The sequence below is a fragment of the Candidatus Poriferisodalis sp. genome, from assembly GCF_965208895.1.
Lineage (GTDB): Bacteria > Actinomycetota > Acidimicrobiia > Acidimicrobiales > Poriferisodalaceae > Poriferisodalis.
In genome coordinates this window covers 55912-75709 of sequence record NZ_OZ242363.1, presented here as the reverse complement: position 1 = coordinate 75709, position 19798 = coordinate 55912, and the positions used below count along the sequence as shown (strand labels likewise).

The 19798-nt window shown below is 65.0% G+C and carries 14 protein-coding genes; 4 read left to right on the top strand and 10 right to left on the bottom strand.

Translation table 11 applies throughout. From position 1 onward, the window contains the following. Positions 1 to 139: 139 nt before the first annotated feature. Entirely contained in the window at positions 140 to 1102 is a 963-nt protein-coding gene (locus tag ACOGJB_RS00395; protein WP_419838864.1) for an alpha/beta fold hydrolase, read from the top strand. Positions 1103 to 1174: 72 nt separating this feature from the next. Here the strand turns inward: ACOGJB_RS00395 and ACOGJB_RS00390 are convergent, their stop codons facing one another. The 8 genes from ACOGJB_RS00390 to ACOGJB_RS00355 form a co-directional block, all read right to left on the bottom strand. Continuing rightward, on the bottom strand, positions 1175 to 2464 hold the full coding sequence (locus tag ACOGJB_RS00390; protein WP_419838863.1) for a CaiB/BaiF CoA transferase family protein: 1290 nt from the start codon (positions 2462 to 2464) through the stop codon (positions 1175 to 1177). An 18-nt stretch (positions 2465 to 2482) separates the two neighbouring features. Next, positions 2483 to 3856 (bottom strand): sulfatase-like hydrolase/transferase, encoded by a 1374-nt coding sequence (locus ACOGJB_RS00385; protein ID WP_419838862.1) that lies wholly within the window; start codon positions 3854 to 3856, stop codon positions 2483 to 2485. Further along, the gene (locus ACOGJB_RS00380) at positions 3849 to 4934 is read right to left on the bottom strand and encodes an ABC transporter ATP-binding protein (protein ID WP_419838861.1); all 1086 of its coding nucleotides are present in this window, start codon (positions 4932 to 4934) and stop codon (positions 3849 to 3851) included. Before ACOGJB_RS00380 ends, ACOGJB_RS00385 begins: the two co-directional genes overlap by 8 nt. Beyond that, positions 4931 to 6985 (bottom strand): dipeptide/oligopeptide/nickel ABC transporter permease/ATP-binding protein, encoded by a 2055-nt coding sequence (locus ACOGJB_RS00375; protein ID WP_419838860.1) that lies wholly within the window; start codon positions 6983 to 6985, stop codon positions 4931 to 4933. Before ACOGJB_RS00375 ends, ACOGJB_RS00380 begins: the two co-directional genes overlap by 4 nt. Continuing rightward, positions 6982 to 7926 carry an ABC transporter permease gene (locus ACOGJB_RS00370; RefSeq protein ID WP_419838859.1) on the bottom strand — a complete coding sequence of 315 codons (945 nt, stop codon included), beginning with the start codon at positions 7924 to 7926 and terminating at the stop codon, positions 6982 to 6984. The genes ACOGJB_RS00375 and ACOGJB_RS00370 overlap by 4 nt, the downstream gene beginning before the upstream one ends. 116 nt (positions 7927 to 8042) lie before the next feature. After that, positions 8043 to 9710 carry an ABC transporter substrate-binding protein gene (locus ACOGJB_RS00365; protein WP_419838858.1) on the bottom strand — a complete coding sequence of 556 codons (1668 nt, stop codon included), beginning with the start codon at positions 9708 to 9710 and terminating at the stop codon, positions 8043 to 8045. Positions 9711 to 9957: 247 nt separating this feature from the next. Then, a complete protein-coding gene (locus ACOGJB_RS00360) occupies positions 9958 to 11169 on the bottom strand; it encodes a cytochrome P450 (RefSeq protein WP_419838857.1) in 1212 nt (403 codons plus the stop codon). Positions 11170 to 11198: 29 nt separating this feature from the next. Continuing rightward, positions 11199 to 12044, bottom strand: a complete 846-nt coding sequence (locus ACOGJB_RS00355) for a TauD/TfdA dioxygenase family protein (protein ID WP_419838856.1) — start codon at positions 12042 to 12044, stop codon at positions 11199 to 11201. A 64-nt stretch (positions 12045 to 12108) separates the two neighbouring features. Here ACOGJB_RS00355 and ACOGJB_RS00350 point away from each other — a divergent pair, with 64 nt between their 5' ends. Genes ACOGJB_RS00350 through ACOGJB_RS00340 form a run of 3 tightly spaced genes read left to right on the top strand, consistent with a single transcriptional unit; the run spans position 12109 to position 16485 of the window. After that, a complete protein-coding gene (locus ACOGJB_RS00350; protein ID WP_419838855.1) occupies positions 12109 to 13278 on the top strand; it encodes a TetR/AcrR family transcriptional regulator in 1170 nt (389 codons plus the stop codon). Positions 13279 to 13324: 46 nt separating this feature from the next. Further along, the gene (locus ACOGJB_RS00345) at positions 13325 to 14563 is read left to right on the top strand and encodes a cytochrome P450 (RefSeq protein ID WP_419838854.1); all 1239 of its coding nucleotides are present in this window, start codon (positions 13325 to 13327) and stop codon (positions 14561 to 14563) included. A 17-nt stretch (positions 14564 to 14580) separates the two neighbouring features. Further along, positions 14581 to 16485 (top strand): alkyl/aryl-sulfatase, encoded by a 1905-nt coding sequence (locus ACOGJB_RS00340; protein ID WP_419838853.1) that lies wholly within the window; start codon positions 14581 to 14583, stop codon positions 16483 to 16485. 6 nt (positions 16486 to 16491) lie between these two features. Here the strand turns inward: ACOGJB_RS00340 and ACOGJB_RS00335 are convergent, their stop codons facing one another. After that, the gene (locus ACOGJB_RS00335; RefSeq protein WP_419838852.1) at positions 16492 to 18753 is read right to left on the bottom strand and encodes an arylsulfatase; all 2262 of its coding nucleotides are present in this window, start codon (positions 18751 to 18753) and stop codon (positions 16492 to 16494) included. 92 nt (positions 18754 to 18845) lie between these two features. Then, positions 18846 to 19685 carry a TauD/TfdA dioxygenase family protein gene (locus ACOGJB_RS00330; RefSeq protein WP_419838851.1) on the bottom strand — a complete coding sequence of 280 codons (840 nt, stop codon included), beginning with the start codon at positions 19683 to 19685 and terminating at the stop codon, positions 18846 to 18848. Positions 19686 to 19798: the final 113 nt, after the last annotated feature.

Sequence of the window (19798 nt, the reverse complement as noted above, 5' to 3'; positions counted from 1 at the left end):
CAGAATCGAGGCCCGCAGGCCGGGCGGTTCCTCCAAAAACTACTCCGCAGCAGGTACGTCGCATCAGCCCCAGCGGCCCTGCGGAGCTGGGGCCGATTCGGGCATCATTTGCCGACATCGACGAATCCGGCAGGCACCCATGACTGACTTCGTACGTACTGACGATGCGCATTTCGACGCACTCACCGACTGGGACTACGAGCCCCGCTACCACCAGTGGAAGGATCTGCGAGTCCACTACATCGACGAAGGCCCCTCTGACGGGCCGGTGATGCTGCTGCTGCACGGCATGCCGACTTGGGCGTACCTGTACCGCACCATGATCCCGGGTCTCGTCGAGGCCGGGTATCGCTGCATCGCCCCCGACCACCTCGGTTTCGGCCGCAGCGACAAGCCGACCGACCCGAACTGGTACTCGATCGCCCGCCACTCCGAAGTGCTGAGTTCGTTGATATGCGGTCTCGACCTGTCGGACATCTCGGTGGTCTGCCAAGACTGGGGCGGCCCGACCGGCCTCGCCCAGGCGGCAATGATGCCGGACCGGTTCAGCCGGCTCGTGATCATGAACACCTGGCTCCACCACCCGGAGTTCGAATACGACGAGAGCTTCCTGCAATGGATCGCCGCGTGGAAGCCAGGCGGCCGATATGCGCACCCGCAGCCGAGCATCGGTCTCGTGCCCCTGTTGGCCGGACGCATGGTCCGCCCACGCGACGTGGTTCCGGCGATCAAGGCCGGCGTCGAACCGGAACTCGAAGGCGAAGCAGCCCTGAGGTACGCGGGATTCTCCGCGCCGTTCCGGGGCCTGCCCGAAGAAGGCTTCAACGGCGCCCGCTGGTTCCCGCTGTCCATCCCCGTCGGGAACTACGACAGCGGCAACGGCGCCGGTCAGGAACTGCACTACCGGGTGCTGCTGGGCTGGGACAAGGCCGCCCACTTCGTCTGGGGCGCCCTCGACGACGGTTTCAATGAGGAGTGGGGCCGCATGTGGGCCGCGCAGATGAACGCACCGATCGACGTGCTTCCAGACGCCGGTCACTTCCTGCAGTTCACCCACGGCCCCGAGATCGTCGAGCACATCCTGCGACGCGCCGACGACTGAGCCGCGCAGCGGCCGGCCACACGGCGGCGGCCGGTCGAGCGCGGCACACCGCCAACTGCTGACGACGTGCGGTCAGCCGTCTTCGACTACCGAATCGGCCACCAGGCGCTCGACTGCGGCTGGTTTGAGACCGATCTCGGCCAGCATTTCGCGGGTGTGCTCGCCGTACTGCGGTGAAGCGTCGAGGGTGGGGTTGGCAGCCTCGCTGAATCGCAGCGGCATGCCCGATGTCGTGTAGCGGCCGAACGCTGGATGCTCGATGTCCACTACGTAGTCGTTGGCCCGGATCTGTTCATCTTCCAGCGCCTCATAGGGCATGAGGTACGGCCCGCACGGGAACTCGACTGCCCGGAACGCCGCCAGCCACTCGGCGGTGCTCCGGGTGCGGAAGAGCGCCTCGGCCGCTGCCACCACCTCTGAGAACTCCTCAGAGTGGGGCCGGTGCAGATCAGCAGTCGGCAGACCGGTGACCTCATGGAACTTGTGCCGCAGCGCCGGACTCAACCCCGCCACGCTGATCATTCCGTCAGCGGTCATGTACGTGCGGAAATAGATCCGGAATGCGCCGGCACCGGGGATGATTCGCTCCTCATAGATGCGACGCTGGTCGACGAAATCCACACTGGCAGCGCGGGCAGCCGCCAAATCCTGTTTCAGTTCGGCGAGCACCTCCTCGTCGGTCTCGAAGCCGCCGATCATCGGTGTGGCGAGTGACATCGCCGTGCCCAGCAGCGAGCTGTCGACCCGCTGCCCCCGCCCAGTCAGATCGCGATGACGCAGTGCTGCCACCACGCCGAGCGCCGAGATCATGCCAGTCCCGAAGTCGTTCACTGCAGGCCGTGTGGCCGACGGCACGCCGTGCTCGGCCCGGTTCATGATGAAGCCCGCGCCGCTGCGAGCCTGTACCAGTACGTCGTAGCCGCCGAGGTGGGCATCGGTGCCCTCGGGCCCGAAAGCGGTGTGCGCGAGATACACGAGGCGGGGATTGACCTTCCCAGCGTGGTCGTAGTCGATGCAGTAGCGCTTGAGGTCCCCTTGCTTGAAGGCAATCAGCGCTACGTCCGCCCAAGCGAAGAGACCGTCGACGACCTCGGGGGCATCAGGGTGAGCCAGGTCCAGCACCATCGCCCGCTTGCCGGGGTTGATCAGCGCGTAGGCCTTGGCTTCCATCGGAGCCAGCGATGCCAGCGATCGCATGGCATCCCCGCCGGGCGGCTCGACCTTCACGACATCGGCACCCATACCTGCCAGCAAACGGCCGCAATGGGGGACGGCTGCATTCTGGGCGAACTCCACCACCTTGATGCCGGCGAGGATTCCGCCATCCCCGCCGACCGATGCCGGATCAACTGGGGCATTCATCGGCGCCGGCCCCCACGATCAACGAGCATGTGGCGGTTCGTAGGGATCAGGGGTGCCCACCGGTATCAGCGGGTGCGCGGCAACGCTGTCCCAAAACTCGGCCACCGCGGCCATCACGGGCCGCTGAACCCAGGTGTTCGACGGCAGGAATACGTCGTGGCGCTCGCGGGGATCCTCGTAGAGGTTGAACGCCCGCGGAATCGAGAGCTCCACCGGCGGATCCCTCATGAATTCCTGCCAGATGAAGTGCAGCTTCCAGTTGCGCCACTTCACCGCGTGCAACCGGTCGGCCACGAAGCACAGCACCGACGCGCGCCCCGAACGCTCCGACGATCCTTCCAGCAGCGGCATCAAGTCGATGCCATCGATCGGACGGTCGGCGGGAACGTCGGCCCCGGCAACGGCCGCCAGAGTGGTGAAGATGTCGGTGGCATGCGCGAGCTCGTTGCTCATGCGTCCAGCGGGAATCCTGCCCGCCCAGCGCGCGATGAACGGCACGCGCAGGCTGCCCTCCATGGCGGTGAAATACGAGCCTCCCCATGGACCGGTCCAGCCTCTCCAGGGAAGGACGTCCTCCGCGCCGTTGTCGCTGGTGAAGATCACCAGGGTGTTCTCAGCGACATCCAACTCGTCGAGCACGCCGACCAAGCGGCCGACCCGGTCATCGGTCTCTCGGAAGGCATCGGCGAAGTCGCCGAGCCCGGTGACCCCGGCGTAGTCGGGATGCGGCAGGGTCGGAAAATGCGGGAACGCCAGAGGCAGGTACAGGAAGAACGGCTGCTCGTCCGACACGCATTCGCGCATGAAGTCTTCGCCCCGCCCGAACGCCTCGGCGTCGAATAGGGCCCGCTGGTTGACGTCGTAGTCGCCCAGCGATCTGGCAGGCTGCCCGCGACGCCCTTCGAACAACTGCTCGGGAGGCACGACATCGGTGTCGTAACCCGCTTCGGTGGACCACAACGACGAGTCGTGCGTCTCGGTCAGGCCCCACCACTCGTGGAAACCGCGTTCATGCGGCTGTCGGCCCGGTCCGTCCCCAAGATGCCATTTTCCGAAATGCGCACACCGGTAGCCCTCGACGGCGAGCAATTCGGGCAGGGTCACCTCCCAGCGAGTGAGGCCGCTCGGCTGTCCCGGCAGCGGAATGCGAACGGTCCCCGAGCGGATGGGGTTGCGACCAGTCATCACCGCAGAACGTGACGGCGTGCACTGAGCCTCCATGTTCATGTTCGTGAGACGCATGCCTTCGGCTGCCAAGCAGTCAATGTTGGGCGTCGGCACGCCACGGACTCCCCCACCGCCGTAGCACCCCAGCTCGCCGTAACCGAGATTGTCGACGAACACGAACAAGATGTTCGGACGGCTGGGCTCGGCGCCGGATCCTTCAGCCATCGACATCGGACGCCTGTGTCTGGGCCGCAGGAGACCCGTCCGGCTGAGCGGCCAGCTCGCTCACTGGCCGGCCGGCGAGCATCGGCCCGCTCGTGTGCAGATGGCACCACACCGTCCCGCCGGTTGCCGTCGGCACAGGTTCGGGAAACGATTCCCTGCAGACATCCATCACATGAGGGCACCGTTCAGCGAACGGGCAGCTATCGGATGGCGCCCTGCCGCTGGCACCAGCCACCCCTTGGGCCAGCTCGCGCCGTCGCTGTGACTTGACGTGCTGCACGGCGGGGTCGGGATCGGGAATCGACGCAAGCAGGAGCTCGGTGTACGGATGAGCCGGGCGTTCGCAGATGTCATCGGATTCGCCTAACTCGACGATGCGGCTGTGGTACATGACCGCGATGCGGTGGCACGTGTGACGCACGACTGCCAGGTCGTGAGCGATGAACAGGTAGGCCGCGCCTGTCTCGCGTTGGAGCCGTTCGAGCAGGTTGATGACCTGGCTCTGGGTCGAGACATCAAGCGCAGACACCGGCTCGTCAAGCACCAGCAGATCAGGCTCGGTCGCCAACGCTCGGGCTACGGCAATGCGCTGCCGCTGACCGCCCGAGAACTCATGGGGGTACCGGTCGAGATGGTGTTGCTGCAGCCCGACTTGGGTGAGCAGCTCGCCGGCCCGCTCTCGGGCAGCGCTGGAGTCCATGCCGAAGTGAATGCGCAGCGGCTCCGCAATGATGCTCCCCACCACCATGGACGGATTGAGCGAGCCGACAGGGTCCTGGAACACGACTTGCACGACCTTGCGATACTCGGTCGGCGCGCTGCGGCCAAAACCCGTCACGTCGAAATCGCCGAGACGAATCGATCCGCTCTCGGGCCGCAGAAATCGCAGGACTGCCCGCCCGAGCGTGGTCTTGCCCGAACCAGACTCCCCCACGAGCCCGAGCGTGTCCCCGGCGTCGATTTGCAACGACACGTGCTGAACCGCACGGACGTCGGGCAGCTTCTGCCACGGCAAGGCACCACGCCCGCCCGGGAACACGATCGTCAGATCGTCGATTTCCAGCAGGGGCGCGCTCATCCAGGCTCATCCCCGCCTGAGGACTGTTCCCATCCGGCGACTCCGACGGCGGCGGCGTGCTCCACGCCCTGCAATTCGAGTTCGTGGCTGCGCTCGCAGCGAGTGAGCGACGCACCCATCGCTCGCAACTCGACGGGGCCGCGCCGGCATTCGACTGCCTCGTATTGACAGCGGTCTGCGAAGTGGCATCGATCTGGCCATTCCCACGGCGGAGGAACGACCCCTGGAATCGTGGGCAGGTCGCCTGAGCGCGGCTCATTTCGCGGAATCGCCGCAATGAGTCCTTCGGTGTAAGGGTGACGCGGCGCAGCGAATACCTCCGCCAAGCGACCCGTCTCGACGATCTCTCCCGCATACATGACCGCAACTCGGTCGGCCAGGTCGGCCACGACGCCCAAGTCATGGGTGATGAGCAAGACTGACAGGCCACGCGAACGGGCCAGCTCTCCGACAAGATCGAGCATCTGACCCTGCACGGTCACATCCAGCGCCGTCGTCGGCTCGTCAGCGATCAGCAGTTTCGGCTCGCAGGAGAGCGCCATGGCGATCATGACCCGCTGCGCCATGCCGCCGGAGAACTGGTGCGGGAATGCGTCAATGCGCTTGTCAGGCTCGGGTATGCCTACCTCTGTGAAAAGTTCGATGACCCGCTCGCGCGCCTCGCGTTTGGTCATGCCCAAATGGACCCGCAAAGGTTCCGCGACCTGACGACCCACCGTGTAGGCAGGATTCAGCGCAGCCGATGGCTCCTGGAAGATGATGCCGATCTCCCGGCCGCGAATCCATCGGAGCTCGTTGAATTCCATCCCGACGAGCTCTCGGCCGTCGAGCACGATGGATTCCGCTGAGGCCTGGCCCGGGTCGGGCACCAAACCCATCAGCGACAGCCCGGTGATGGTCTTGCCGGAGCCCGATTCGCCGACGAGTGCCATGACTTCGCCACGGCCGATGTCCAGATTGACATTCTGCACGACAGTCATGTCGGTGCGTTCGCCGGGCTTGGGGAAGACGATGTCGAGTCCTCGCAGGCTCAGCAAGGGGTCGCCGCCGCCGGGCGGCCTTGGGGGCGCTGCCGCTGCGCCGCGCTCCTTGGGGATGACATCGCCGACGCCTACCCGCCCGCCGCGCGCCTCACGGGCGAATGCGTCGCGCAGCCCGTCACCGAACACATTGAATGCGACCACCGTGAGAAAGATGGCGATACCCGGCGGGATGGCCGGCCAGATGGTGCGGTCGATGCTGATCTCGGCATCGCGCAGCATCCGGCCCCAGCTGGCCTGGCTCGCATCTGCGCCGATCCCGAGGAAACTCAGGGCGGCTTCTGCCAGCACCGCCTGGGCGAACAGCAACGTGGTCTGTACGATGAGCGGTGGCGCAATATTGGGCAGGATGTGGCGCCACATCACGCGCCGTTCCGAAGCACCCGACGCCTTCGCCCCGTCGACGTAGAACTCCTCGCGCGCAGCGAAGACCTCAGCTCGCGTCAGACGGGTGATGATCATCGAGAACACCAAGCCGATGGCCAACATTGCGTTGGTGAGCCCGGTTCCCAGGCCGGTGATGATGGCCATGGCCATCACTACCGCTGGCACCGCGACAACGATCTCCACGAATCGCATCACGATGCGATCCACCCATCCGCGGAAGTAGCCGATGGTCAGGCCCAGCGGCACGCCGATGGCGAGCGCCACAAGCACGGCTTCGGCGCCGGCGATGAGTGCGTAGCGAGCGCCGAAGAAGATGCGCGTCAAGATGTCGCGACCGACATGATCGGTGCCGAGCAGGTATCCACTGTCGCCCGGGCTGAACAGGATGTCCTGGAAGCGGGTCGCGAATGTCTCATCGTGCGGCGTCAACAGAGGCGCAAACAGCGACACCAGGACCACGAGCACGAGGTAGGCCGCGCCAGCCATCGCCACCTTGTTGCGCCGGAGCCGTGCCCAGAAGCGGCTCCGCATCTCGCCAGCGGCCGATTCACCCGGCGACGGCGTGGAACCAGCCACGTTGCCGATGTCCCCTGCGCCGGCCAGACCTGCGAGTGCGTCGCTCATTCCGGCCTCACCTTCGGATTGAGCCAGGCGTAGCTGAGGTCGAGCACGATGTTGACAACGACGACGACGAGCGCAGTCACCATGACAAAGCCCAGCAGGGCCGGCATGTTCTGGCGCAGGATGGCATCGACACCGAAGCGTCCTAATCCGGGCACGTTGAACACGAACTCGACGAAGATCGATCCGCCGATCAGCGCCGAGGTCTGAAACCCGGCCAGCGTGACCACGGGGATGGCCGCATTGCGGATGGCGTGTCGTGAGACCACGCGTCGTACCGGAAGCCCTTTGGCGAGCGCCGTGCGCACGTAGTCCCGCTGGAGCACGCCGATCATCGACGAGCGGGCCTGACGAGCAATCGCTGCTGACGCGGAAATGCCGAGAGCGATGCACGGCAGTATCAGTGCCTCGATCCAAGTCGTGATGGAGTCGGGCTGAGTCGTGGGCCAAATGGCCGGCAGCCACTGCAGCTTGACTCCTACGTAGTACGCCAGCACTAGGCCGATCCAGAAATTCGGCACGGCGAGGCCGAGCGACGAAACGACCGTGATGGTCCGGTCCGGCCACCTGCCTGTCTTCAATGCGGCGAACACCCCGAACGCACTGCCCACCGCTATCGACACGATCAGCGAGCCGAACACCATGGACAGGGTCACCGGTATGCGATCCCGCAGCTCGGTGGTGATTTTCTCGCCGTTGAACCAGTTGGTACCGAGATCCCCCACAATTGCGCTGTTCAGCCAGTCCCAGTACTGGACCACCAGCGGGCGGTCGATGCCGAGCTCAGCCCGCTTCTCGGCGATCACCTCCAGCGTCGCATCCTCGCCCACGATGGTTGCCGCGGGATCGACCGGGTTCACCTGAGCCAGGAAGAACACCAGCGTGGCTACGCCGAACATCAACGGAATGGCCGCGACGACTCGACTCACCAGCAGACGGGTCAACGCATCCCACCCTTCTGCCTCATCGAGAATCCCCCTCTGACCGCTCGAAGACCAGTGGCCGGGAGCCTCAGCTCCCGGCCACCGTCAATGATCGTATGGGAAAAGGCTTCAGCCGATCAGTTGTTGATCCGCACACCGTACGGCATGGGCGCCTGCATGTTGAGGCCCATGGTCACCCCAGTGAGGTACGGGGCGTACATGCCGTTCTGTCCTCCGTGTGCCAGCGGCAGTACGACACCGAGGTCGATCAGGCCTTCCATGACTTCGGCGTAGCTCTCGAACGACTCCGCAGGATCAGTCGCCTCGAGTGCTTCGAGCAGGGTCGCATGCAGCCCAGCGGTGTCGTCGAGATTGAAGGCGTTGAATCGGCCTTCCTTCGCGGTGAACTTGCCGAGATCGCGGGCGGGGTGCACCAACAGATCGCGGAACCACGACATGCCCCAATTGCCCCCTGCGGTTCCCGGTCCGAGCTCGCCATTGTTGATCTGGATCAGATCGATGCTGATGCCGGAGGCTCCGAGCATCTGGATCACGAACTCCACGATCGGGTTGATGGCAGGCATGATCGGCATCTGGATCGTCACGCCGTCGGGGTAGCCGGCCTCAGCGAGCAGGCGGCGCGCCTCTTCGGGGTCATAGCTGTACTTGTCGTCAAGCTCCGGCACGTTGAATTGGGTGAACGCCGGCGGATAGATGCCGCCGAGGCTGTCGGCCTTGCCCGAGTGGATCGCATTGGCATACGCGTCACGGTCCAGCGACAGCAGGATTGCGCGCCGCACACGTTCATCGCCGAGCGGCTCATCGATGACGCCGTCACGGCCCGTGATCAAGATGTATGCGAAGAAGTTCGGCACCGAGACCAGCACCATGTCCGCTTCGAGAGCTGCGTCGATCTGGGCGTCACGCGTCGTCGCCATGATGTCGGCTTCCCCGGTCAGCAACGCGTTCAAGCGGGCATTGTTGTCGGGAACGGCAGTGACCGTGACCGTCTCGACGCCCTGATCAGCGGGATTCCAGTAGTTGGGGTTGAGATCGTACACCTCGGTCACGCCGGCCTGGCTGTCAGCCTCTGACCAGATCCACGGCCCCGAGCCTTGCGGGTCACGGGTGAGGTCTCGCCCGTCCAGCGCGTTCGGGCTGATCATCATTCCCATGACCATCGACATCTCAAGCGGGAACTGAGGCGCTGGGTTGGCGAACTCGACCTCGAAGGTGGTGTCGTCGATGACGCGGGCTTCGGCGAAGACTGCCCATGTCGCAGCGTTCGGGTTGCCTGCGAACGAAGCGTGGTAGTTCATGTTGTCCACGGCGACCTGGGCATTGAACGCGGCTCCGTCATGGAAGACCACATCGTCACGCACGGTGAAGCGCCAGACGTTCGGCGATGGCTGGGTCCACGATGTCGCGAGGGACGGCTCCAAGCTGAGGTCGTTGCGTTGGCGCGTCAGCGTGTCGTAATGCGGGTAGAGATAGGCGCTCTGAGCCGTCTGGCTGGCCGCCGGATTGAAGCTCGTCACCGGGGAGAACTCGACCATTCGCAACGTGCCCTCAGGTTCGGGCACCGGAGCCTGCGTCGTCGTCACTGCGCCTTGCGTTGTGGTTGTCTGCTCGACCGCAGCGATCGTCACCTGTGTCTGCGCCTGTGTCGTCGCAGGTGCGGGTGTCGCCGCGGTGGTCGCCGGCGCCGCCGTCGTTGCCGACGCAGTACCGGATCCGGAATCCGAGTCTCCGTCTCCGCCCCCGCAGGCGCTCGCCACCAAAGCGAACGCGAGCAGCACAGTCATGAGGCGCGTCACGCGCCGTGTAGGCCCTCTCACGAGATTGCCCTCCCAGAATTCTCTGCGCCGTCCCCTGAAGTCCACAGCGCTAGCCAAGTGGCTGCACGATAGTGAGCCTGCGCCCTATCGCGCTTGACGGTGTGCTACGGCTTTGTGACGGTTGACGCAGAGCAGGTCAGCAATGGGGCCGTGCTGGGTTACCAGCGACGAATTCTGGGTTTCAAATGGCGAGGAATGCCGGGGGCGCTGTAGGTCAATCGATGACGATTGGGATCGAGCGAGGCCCGCGGATCTGCCCCGTCGACCAGGTGACTTCCGCCCCGGGTGCGATCGAGTACTCCGGAATGTGCCGGAGCCAGGTGTCGAGTGCGAATTCCATCTCGAGGCGAGCCAGATTCGAGCCGATGCAGCGGTGGATGCCCGAGCCGAATGCGATGTGCCGATTCTCGGCGCGGTCGATGACGACCTCGTCGGCCCGATCGAACTTCTCAGGGTCCCGGCACCCGATCGGGAACGTCATCATCAGGTGGTCCCCCTCGTGCACGGCGACACCGTTGATTTCTGCATCGGTTGTGACCCGCCGCACCACGTTGACCGGTGCGTACGCCCGCAGAAACTCTTCAATCGCAGTCGGCAGCAATTCGGGTTCCGCCACCAGCCGTCGCCGGTCGTCGTCGTGAACGGCGAGGTGCCACAACGCCGCGCCGATGGAGCTCCAGGTTGTGTCGATGCCGGCGATCAGCTGCAGCACAAGCATTCGCTCAATGAGGTGATCGGGAAGCGGTTCTCCTGCCATCTCGGTGGTGACGAGATGGCTGATCAGGTCGTCACCGGGCGTCTTGCGTCGCTCGGTCATCGCTTGAGCCATGTAGTCGCGGATTTCCGCTACCGCTCGCTGCATCGCTACCGCATCATCCAGCCCGACCTGCAGGATTTGGCGGACCCAATCGCGGAACTGATCGCCATCGGCGGGGTCGATTCCCAAGATGACGGCAATTGCCCCAACAGGGATGTGCTGGCTGTACTCGACCGCCGCGTCACCGTGACCTCGCTCGACGATCACCCGGACTCGTTCCTCGCAGTCCGCGGCGATGTGCTCACGCCACTGCTCGATTCGTCGCGGCGCGAAGAACGGCAGCAGCGTTCGCCGAATCTCCAAGTGTTCTGGAGGATCGCTGTTGATCGGCGGGAAGTAGCCGCGATCAGCAGTGCCTCCACGCCGAATGCCATGGTGCACGTTGGAGAACGTCTCGGCGTCATTGGCGATAGCGACGATGTCGTCATAGCGCAACGGGAGCCATGCGCCCTCGTTGAACCGCTGTGAGTGCGCTACCGGGCAGCGTTCGCGCAGCTCCTTCCATATCGGATAGGGATCGCTCACCCATGCGGGGTCGTTGAAGTCCCAGTCGGTGGCGAAGTCGTCGACGGGCGGAATGGCAGAGGTGGCATCGTCGGTGTAAGTCATCGCTGCACTTCAATCTCGGCGCTTGTGGTTCACACCGGTCGGTCGCCGACCAGCGTGACTCGTTCCATTCGCCGGTGCCGTCCCCCATGGTCAGGCACGGCGTAGTGCTGCGTGCAGCGATTGTCCCACTGGGCGATTGATCCTGGGCGCCAGCGAAACCGGCATTGCACCTCCGGCAACATCGACTGCTCGTACAGCCGGTAGCGGAGACTCCGGCTCTCTTCGGGTGTCATGCCGTCGATGGTCAGCACGAACGACCGGTTGATGTACAGAATCTTGGCGCCGGTCACCGGATGCGTGCGCACGATGGGGTGCTTCTGGTCGGGGTAGTCGAGCGCAGCCTGTTCCCGTTCCTCGGCACTCATGTTGCGGCCGAACGCCTTGACGAACGAGTGAATCGCGTACAGCCCGTCGATGTCGTCCTTCAGGCTGTCAGGCAGCAGCTCATACGCCAGTTCCATGTTGGCCCAGCAGGTATCGCCGCTGTACGGCGGGACGATCCGACCCAGCAGCACCGAGCCCAGGGGCGGGCACTCCCGAAACGAGACGTCGCTGTGCCAGGTTTCTGCAGCCTGGAATTTCTCCGCTGTCGACTCGAGCACGATGATCTCGGGGTGCTCGGTCACATTGCGCGTAAAGGGATGAATCTCCAGCTCGCCAACTGACTGTCCGTAGGCCACATGCTGGGCCTGCGTCAGATCCTGGTCGCGGAAGAACAGCACCTTGTGTGACATCCATGCATCGTGCAGCTCGGCGATCAGCTCGTCATCGAATTCACGCAGGTCGACCCCTGCGATCTCTGCGCCGATCGTGCCGGTCAGCGGCTCGACCCTGAATCGGTTGTAATCCTTCGGTTTCACGGCGTCGATACGCACGTCGTTTCCCCTCTGCAGCAGATTGCGGCGCTCCGCCGCGTCGTTCTGGGCCTAGATTAGCCGTATGGCTGCAACGGACGCCGACCACCGCAGTCGCTCGGGACTCCATCCTGCGACTGCGGTGGTCGAGGCCGCGACCGAGCTCCTGTCGGCCGAGCCACCTTCCGCAGTCTCGGGCCGGCGCATCGCGGAGGCCGCTGGCGTCAACTACGCGCAGATCCACCGGCACTTCGGCTCCAAGCGAGAACTGTGCCGCCACGTGCTCGACCGGCTCAGCAATGCGTTCGTCGCAGACGCCTTCCCGCCCGGCGCCTTGGTGCCCACCGCCGGAACGGTGATGCGGCACGACACCTTTGTGCGGGTGCTGACCCAGATCCAGCTCGATCAGGCGACACTCGCGCTGCGGCCCGAGAATCCGATCGTCCACCGCTATCGCGATGGACTGCGGATGCTGCGACCCGAGCTGACCGCCGACGCGCTCGACACGTGCGTAGTGCTGTCGTGCGCCATGCAGCTCGGGGTGAGCATCCACCGGACCCCGCTCGTGCGTTCGGCCGGCCTCGACGATGTCACCGAGCTCGCTGACCGCGAGTTGGTGATGATGATCGAGCGTCTGCACGCCGGGCGAGGACCATTCGTCGGGGACGAGATCCCGGCCCGGCCACTGCAGGCACGCGGGCCTCGCACACCGACGCGATCGCGCACTAGCGGCCGAGTCCAAGTCGAGAGCCGTCTCGTGGCCGCAGCCATCGAACTTCTGGCCAGCAGAACGCCCGCTTCAATCTCGGGGCGCCAACTGGCTTCGCGAGCCGGGGTCAACTACGGACTCATTCACCACTACTTCGGCTCTGCGGGCGAAGTGCTGACTCAGGCGTCGCGGCAGATGCGCGACCAGTTCTACGCAGCCGAGTCGGGCCCCGACTCCATGCCGGACTTCTTTTCCATGCGGGAATACCTGGGCTACGTGCGAGCGCTGACTCACGTCGCACTCGACGCCAAATTGGCGCGCGAGGGTGACCATTTTCCGGTAGTCGGCGCATTGCTCGACCGGCACCGCAGCCGGTATGGCGAGCCGAACCCGTCCCAACGCTGCCGCTACGTGCTCGTTGCTGCGGCTCAACTGGCGTGGACACTTTTCGAGCCACTCTTCGCCACAGCACTGCGGCGAAACCCGCGAGAGCTTGAGCCGCGCGCCGCCACACTGCTCGCCCGCATGCTCGACTTCGAGATGTAGAGACTTTCCCAAGATTCAGTACTCCGAGCCAAGAAGGAAACCGCCCATGACCGATACGGCACCCGTCGACGACTGGGACACCGACTACGACATTTACGACCCGGGCTACGTGACCGATCCGGCACCGGTGTGGGAGGAGCTGCGCGGCCGCTGCCCGATCGCTCACACCGAACGCTGGGGGGGCTCCTTCCTGCCGACCCGGTACGAGGACGTCCAAGCCATGGCGAAGATGGTCCCTGGGCTCTCGAGCAGCGATGTGCTGGTGACATCTCCCCCTCCGGAGCTGGTCGAGGAACTGCTCGCAGACCCGATCTTTCAGCAGTACGGCGTCAACGCTGCGCCGATCTCCGAGGATCCGCCGATTCACGGCTGGACACGTCGGCTGCTGCTCCCACACTTCTCACCAAAGGCCGCCGAATCGCACCGCCAGTACACCGAGGATCTCGCGAACCGCCTCATCGACGGGTTCATCGATACGGGCCACGTCGACGGCGCCGAGCAGTACGCCCAGCAGATCCCCCCTCGGGTTATCGCCCACCTCCTCGGGATCGACGAGAGCAGGGTGGACGACTTCACCTACTGGGTGCGCTGCGTTCTGGAGCTGGGTCTCACAAAGCCTGATCTGCGCAGGAAGTACCGGCTCGTGATCCGAGAGTTCTTCTTCGAGGTCGTGAAGGAGAAACAGGCCAATCCCGACGACGGGTTCGTCTCGGCCCTGCTGGCGGGAACCGACGATGAGGGCAACCCCATCGATCCGATCATGGTGGTCGGCATGCTCAACCTGCAGCTCATCGCGGGCATCGACACCACGTGGAGCTCGATCGGCTCAGCCTTGTGGCACTTCGGCACTCATCCCGCCGATCGCGAGCGGATGTTGGCCGAGCCGGACCTGTGGCCCTCGGCCATCGAAGAACTGCTGCGCTTCTACGCGCCGGTGACCATGGCACGTCGAGCTGCAGCCGACGTGCAGATCGGCGACGTGACGATCCCCGAGGGCAGCAAGGTGCTGATGAACTTCCCGGGCGCCAACCGCGACCCGGAGGTCTTCGAGCGACCCGACGAAGTGATCCTGGACCGGCCGCACAACCGCCATGTCGCGTTCGGTGCGGGCATTCATCGCTGCGCAGGCTCGAATCTGGCCCGCCTGGAGATGAACGTCGCGCTGCGCACCTGGTTCGAGCGCATTCCGGACTTCGAAGTGAGCGAGCCGCAAGAGGTCACCTGGGCGGGCGGGCAGGTCCGCGGCCCTCGGCACCTGCCGATCCGCTTCCCAGCCGCGTCCTGAGCCGGCGAGGCGACAACGTGACACCGGGCGGGCATGGCCGTGATCTGAACGACGACGGTCCATCCGGACAGCGAACGCCGACAGAGTTCACCGCTGCGGCCAATAGCGCAGCGGCGGTCTCCTTCGACGACCCGGGCGACTTCGAACGAGCCTCCCGCGGCCTGATCGCACAGATCGACGACGGTCGCGTCACGATGGGCGACCACGTGGTGTTCGACGTGGCCCGCCACGCCTTCGTCAACGAATCAGCCGAAGCTCCGCCGTCGGTGCATCCGAGCCTGTGGCGACAGGCACAGCTCAACGTCCATCACGGTCTGTTCGAGGTGACCGACGGCGTGTGGCAGGTACGTGGCTACGACATCGCCAACATCACGTTCCTCGAGGGCTCCGAGGGCTGGCTGATCATCGATCCCCTGACCACCCGGCCGTCGGCCGCGGCGGCACTGGATCTCGCCAATCGCACCCTCGGTGCCCGCCCTGTTCGGGCGATCATCTACACGCACTCGCACGCAGATCATTTCGGCGGCGTGCTCGGCGTGACAGATGCCGACGCCGTAGCCAACGGTGACGTCGAGATCGTCGCACCCGAGGGATTCCTCGAAGAGGTCGTGGGCGAATTCGTCATCGCCGGCCCGATCATGGGACGACGGGCCGCGTACCAATTCGGGCCGCTGCTGCCGCCCGGGCCATTGGGCCACGTCGACTGCGGCCTGGGCTCGGCAATGGGTCTGGCTCGATCGGACCTGCTCGCTCCCACCGACATCATCACCCGCACCGGGGAGGAGCGTGAGCTCAGCGGCATCCGGATCGTGTTCCAGAACACGCCCGATGCCGAAGCGCCCGCAGAGATGAATTTCTTCTTTCCCGACAAGAACCTGCTGTGCATGGCCGAGAACTGCACGCACACGATGCACAACCTGTACCCGATCCGGGGTGCGCAGACGCGCGACGCGCTGGCGTGGAGCAAGTACATCGCCGAAGCTCTGGAACTCTGGGGCGATGACACCGACGTCATGTTCGCCAGCCACCACTGGCCCCGCTTCGGCAATGCCGACGTGCGGGCGTTCCTGTCGATGCAGCGCGACCTGTATCGCTGGATGCACGACCAGACGATGCGCCTCGCCAACCAAGGACTGCGGCCCACCGAGATCGCGGCCCAGATGCGCCTGCCCGCCGAGTTCAACGAGTCTCACGTGCAGGGCTACTACGGCACCGTCTCGCACAACTGCCGCTCGGTCTACAACCGCTACCTCGGCTGGTACGACGGCAACCCGGCCAACCTCGATCCGCTGCCACCGGTCGAAGCGGGCGCCAACTATCTCGAGTTCATGGGCGGCGCCGATGCCGTGCTAGCGAGGGCCCGCGAGAGCTTCGAGCGCGGCGAGTACCGCTGGGTGGCCCAGGTCGTCAACCACGTGGTGTTCGCGGACCCGCAGAACCGGGAGGCCCGCAGCCTGCAAGCCGATGCTCTGGAGCAGCTCGGCTATCAGTCAGAGTCGGCGACGTGGCGCAACGCCTACCTGATGGGCGCGAAGGAGCTGCGAGAAGGCACGCCCGACTGGGGCCGTGTCCCCACCCGAGACATGTCCCAGGCCATGAGTGTCGAGCACCTCTTCGATGTGATCGGCATCCGCTTCGACCCCGACGCCTTCGATGCTGGGCCGGTCACGTTCAATTTCCATATCACCGACCTCGGCGAGGATCATGTGCTCGGCGTCGGCCGCTCAGCCGTGCATCACCGGGCGCACTCGGTCGATTCCGATGCCGTCGCTTCGGTCCGCATCGACCGAGCGACGCTCTTCGCGGCACTCAACGATGCGAGTTCGCTCGATCGGGCTGAGGTCACCGGCGATCGAAACCTGCTGCATTCCCTGCTGGACACGCTGACGGTCTTTGAGACGGCACCCCTGATCGAGCCCTGAGCGGGCCTACTGATCGACGAGCGCGTTCTCCGATTCCACAGCCGCTGCTTCCCTGAGATCGTCGCGGTCGTTGTCCAGCCGGAACTCCACGTGCCGCAGCACACCCTCGAACGAGTTCGGCCCGGTGTATGCGGCGCTGACGGTGGGGCCGAGGTCGCGCCCCACGTCCATGCCGTACAGCGACTGTCGGTACGGCATCGTCGTCAGATCGACCGAACCGAGGTCCCGCGCTGGCCCAGCGCCGACCCGTTGCCACAGCGTCACTGTGCCAGCGTGCTCGGCGCTCTTGGTGTAGCGGACGCCCAGCTCGACGTCGCCGCGCGGCACCGGCTCGCTTGCCCGCAGCTTGGTGGGACGCCCGAGGTTGTTGTATTCGAAGCACAGCACGCCGTCGGCAATCCACATCACGAGCCCGCCAGTCCTTGACCCGAAGGCCACGAGCACCCCGTCGGTTCCCGTCGAGGTATCTGCCGACGCGACGATCTCGAACGACCGATTCCGCACATCGGGGCACTTGAACCGCTCAAGATGGGGCATGCCTGCGGGGTAGCGCAGACGGGTCGCTACAGCGTCGGGACCTGGCTGGCGCAAAACGAACAGCTCCACTCCCCGATCGTCGAGAGGCAGCACGTTGTAGTTGTCGGCCTCAGACCACCACAGCTCGATCAGCTCAACCAGCTTGTCAGGATGCGTCTCGGACAGGTCGTGAATCTCGGCGAAGTCGTTGCGCGTGTCGTACAGCGCCCAGTCGTCCTCGCCGAACGGCACACCTTGTCGATGCATGGTCACCGCCTTCCATCCGTCGCTGTAGACGGCCCGATGGCCGAGCATCTCGTAGTACTGCGTGGTGCGGCCCGAAGGTGCCTCGGCGTTCGCGGCATCGAAGGTCGGCCGCATGGAGATCCCTTCGACAGGCTGCTGGGAAACGCCGTTGTGAACGTCTGGGGCCTCCACGCCGACCACGTCGAGGATGGTGGGCATCACATCGATCACGTGGTGATACTGATCGCGGATGCCGCCGGCATCAGTAATGCCCGCGGGCCAGTGCACGATCAGCGGATCTCGGATGCCGCCCTCGTAGGTGTTCTGCTTGTAGAAGCGCAGCGGCGTGTTGCCCGCCTGTGCCCAGCCCCACGGGTAGTTGTTGTAGAGGTTGGGGCCGCCGATCTGGTCCACGAACGGCATCATGTCGGCGACCTCGAGCCTCTCGCGATTGAAGAAGATGTTCTCGTTGGTCAGCCCGTGGCGCCCGCCTTCCTGGGAAGCGCCGTTGTCTGAGAGCAGCACGATCAGCGTGTCGTCCAGCAAGCCGGCACCCGCCAGGTAGTCCGTCAGCCGTCCGATCTGGTCGTCGGTGTGGTCGAGGAACGCAGCGAACGTCTCCTGCATGCGGCAATAGAGCCGTCGATGGTCACCGTCGAGCTCGTCCCACGGCTTCACACCCGGGTTGCGCGGTGACAGCTCGGCGCCAGCGGGCACCACCCCCAGCTCCCGCTGGCGGGAGAACCAGCGCTCCCGTGTGACGTCCCAGCCCTCGTCGTAACGGCCCCGGTATTTGTCGAGGTATGCCTGCGGGGCTTGGTGCGGCGAGTGCGTCGCGCCGAAGGCGAGATAGGTCAAGAACCTCCGCGACGAGGCGGTGGCCTGCTGGGCGGCGATCATCGATATCGCCTGATCGACCAGATCCTCCGACAGGTGGTAGCCGGGTTCGCTCGGCGGGTCCACAGGGTGGTTGTCGATGACCAGTTCCGGCGAGAACTGGTCCGTGGCGCCGCCGAGAAATCCGTGGAAGCGGTCGAAGCCTCGTCCCAGCGGCCAGTGGTCGAACGGCCCTGCGGGTCCGCAATCAGCCAGATTCGCAAGGTGCCACTTGCCGAGAGCAAAGGTCGCATAACCGTTGGCGGAGAGCACTTCGGCGAAGGTCGCCGCCGACGGCGCGATCACACCCCGGCAGTTCGAGAAGCCCGTGTCGACGTTGGACAAGAACCGCATGCCGACCGAGTGGTGGTTGCGGCCGCTCAGCAGGCACGCACGAGTCGGCGAGCACAGCGCTGTCGTATGGAAGTTCGTGTAGCGGAGACCACCGGCTGCCAACCGATCGATGTTCGGGGTGTCGATGTCGCTCCCGTAACAGCCGAGGTGCGCGAATCCCGTGTCGTCGAACACGATGACCACGACGTTGGGAGCACCATCAGGCGGGACCGGGCGGGCCTCCCATGCGGGGCTCAGCTCGGCGGCTGTGGTTCCAGGACGTTCGCGGTCTCGCATCGCCATCGTCTAGCAGGGGTGCTCCTGCCGCGAAGTCTCGCGACCCAGCGAGGCCATGCGGCCGACAATGAACATCGGCCGTGACGCAAGCCTCAGGCAGCGATCGGACAGCCCTTCAACGTGATGCGATGCATCAGACGCGTCTCGCCCCGGTAGTCGTTGAGCGCCTTGTGCCAGGTGCAGCGGTTGTCCCAGATGGCGACAGAGCCTGGCTCCCACGAGAACCGATAGGTGAATTCGACGCTCGAGCCGTGCTCGAACAGAAACTCCAGCAACGGCCGGCTCTCCCGCTCGGTCCAGCCCTCGAAACGGGTCGTGAACGAGCGGTTGACATACAGCACCGGTCGACCGGAGATGGGGTGAGAGATGATGACGGGGTGAACGACGTCGGGATTGATCGGAAACTCGTCCTGGAAGCGCTCAGCGCGTTCGGACTCGGGCATCTTCGCCACGCCGATGCCGAACGCCTCGTGTGACGAGTGCACCGCCCTCATTCCGCGCAGCGTCTCCTTGAGCCCGTCGGAGAGTGCATCGAATGCGGCATACATGGAACTGAAAGCGGTGTCTCCGCCGCGTGAGGGCAGCTGTCGCGCAACAAGAATCGAACCAAGGGCAGGCGCAGTCTCATAGGAGTGGTCGGTGTGCCAGGCCTCTCCGATCACGTAGGTGTTCTCTGGGCGCGTGCGCACTTCGGCGATCTTGGGGTACGTGTCGTTCGGGGCGAAGAACACGTTGACGTCGATCTCACCAAGCGTCTCTGCGAAGGTGATGTGCGCCTCCGGCGTCAGATCCTGATCTCGGAAGAAGAGCACTCCGTGCTCGCCGAGCGCTTCGAGAAGGTCGACACCTGTGGGGGCATCCACGTCTCCGAGCTGCAAGTCGTTGACGAAGGCCCCTACAGCGGCACCGGTCGGTTCAATGTCGATCCCCATGGGTGAAGGTCTACCGATGTCCACCTCGCTCGTCAACGACAGAGCGGCTTCCAGAGGCTTCCGCGCTCAAGATGGCATTACCTGTCGATGGCATTGCGAGGGTCTCGATCACT

What these genes read in the sequence shown, in the direction of transcription:
- ACOGJB_RS00365 (WP_419838858.1), bottom strand. Translation starts at nt 9,710, where the DNA reads ATGACTGTGCTGCTCGCGTTCGCTTTGGTGGCGAGCGCCTGCGGGGGC.
- ACOGJB_RS00385 (WP_419838862.1), bottom strand. Translation starts at nt 3,856, where the DNA reads ATGGCTGAAGGATCCGGCGCCGAGCCCAGCCGTCCGAACATCTTGTTC.
- ACOGJB_RS00330 (WP_419838851.1), bottom strand. Translation starts at nt 19,685, where the DNA reads ATGGGGATCGACATTGAACCGACCGGTGCCGCTGTAGGGGCCTTCGTC.
- ACOGJB_RS00380 (WP_419838861.1), bottom strand. Translation starts at nt 4,934, where the DNA reads ATGAGCGCGCCCCTGCTGGAAATCGACGATCTGACGATCGTGTTCCCG.
- ACOGJB_RS00395 (WP_419838864.1), top strand. Translation starts at nt 140, where the DNA reads ATGACTGACTTCGTACGTACTGACGATGCGCATTTCGACGCACTCACC.
- ACOGJB_RS00345 (WP_419838854.1), top strand. Translation starts at nt 13,325, where the DNA reads ATGACCGATACGGCACCCGTCGACGACTGGGACACCGACTACGACATT.
- ACOGJB_RS00375 (WP_419838860.1), bottom strand. Translation starts at nt 6,985, where the DNA reads ATGAGCGACGCACTCGCAGGTCTGGCCGGCGCAGGGGACATCGGCAAC.
- ACOGJB_RS00350 (WP_419838855.1), top strand. Translation starts at nt 12,109, where the DNA reads ATGGCTGCAACGGACGCCGACCACCGCAGTCGCTCGGGACTCCATCCT.
- ACOGJB_RS00335 (WP_419838852.1), bottom strand. Translation starts at nt 18,753, where the DNA reads ATGCGAGACCGCGAACGTCCTGGAACCACAGCCGCCGAGCTGAGCCCC.
- ACOGJB_RS00390 (WP_419838863.1), bottom strand. Translation starts at nt 2,464, where the DNA reads ATGAATGCCCCAGTTGATCCGGCATCGGTCGGCGGGGATGGCGGAATC.
- ACOGJB_RS00360 (WP_419838857.1), bottom strand. Translation starts at nt 11,169, where the DNA reads ATGACTTACACCGACGATGCCACCTCTGCCATTCCGCCCGTCGACGAC.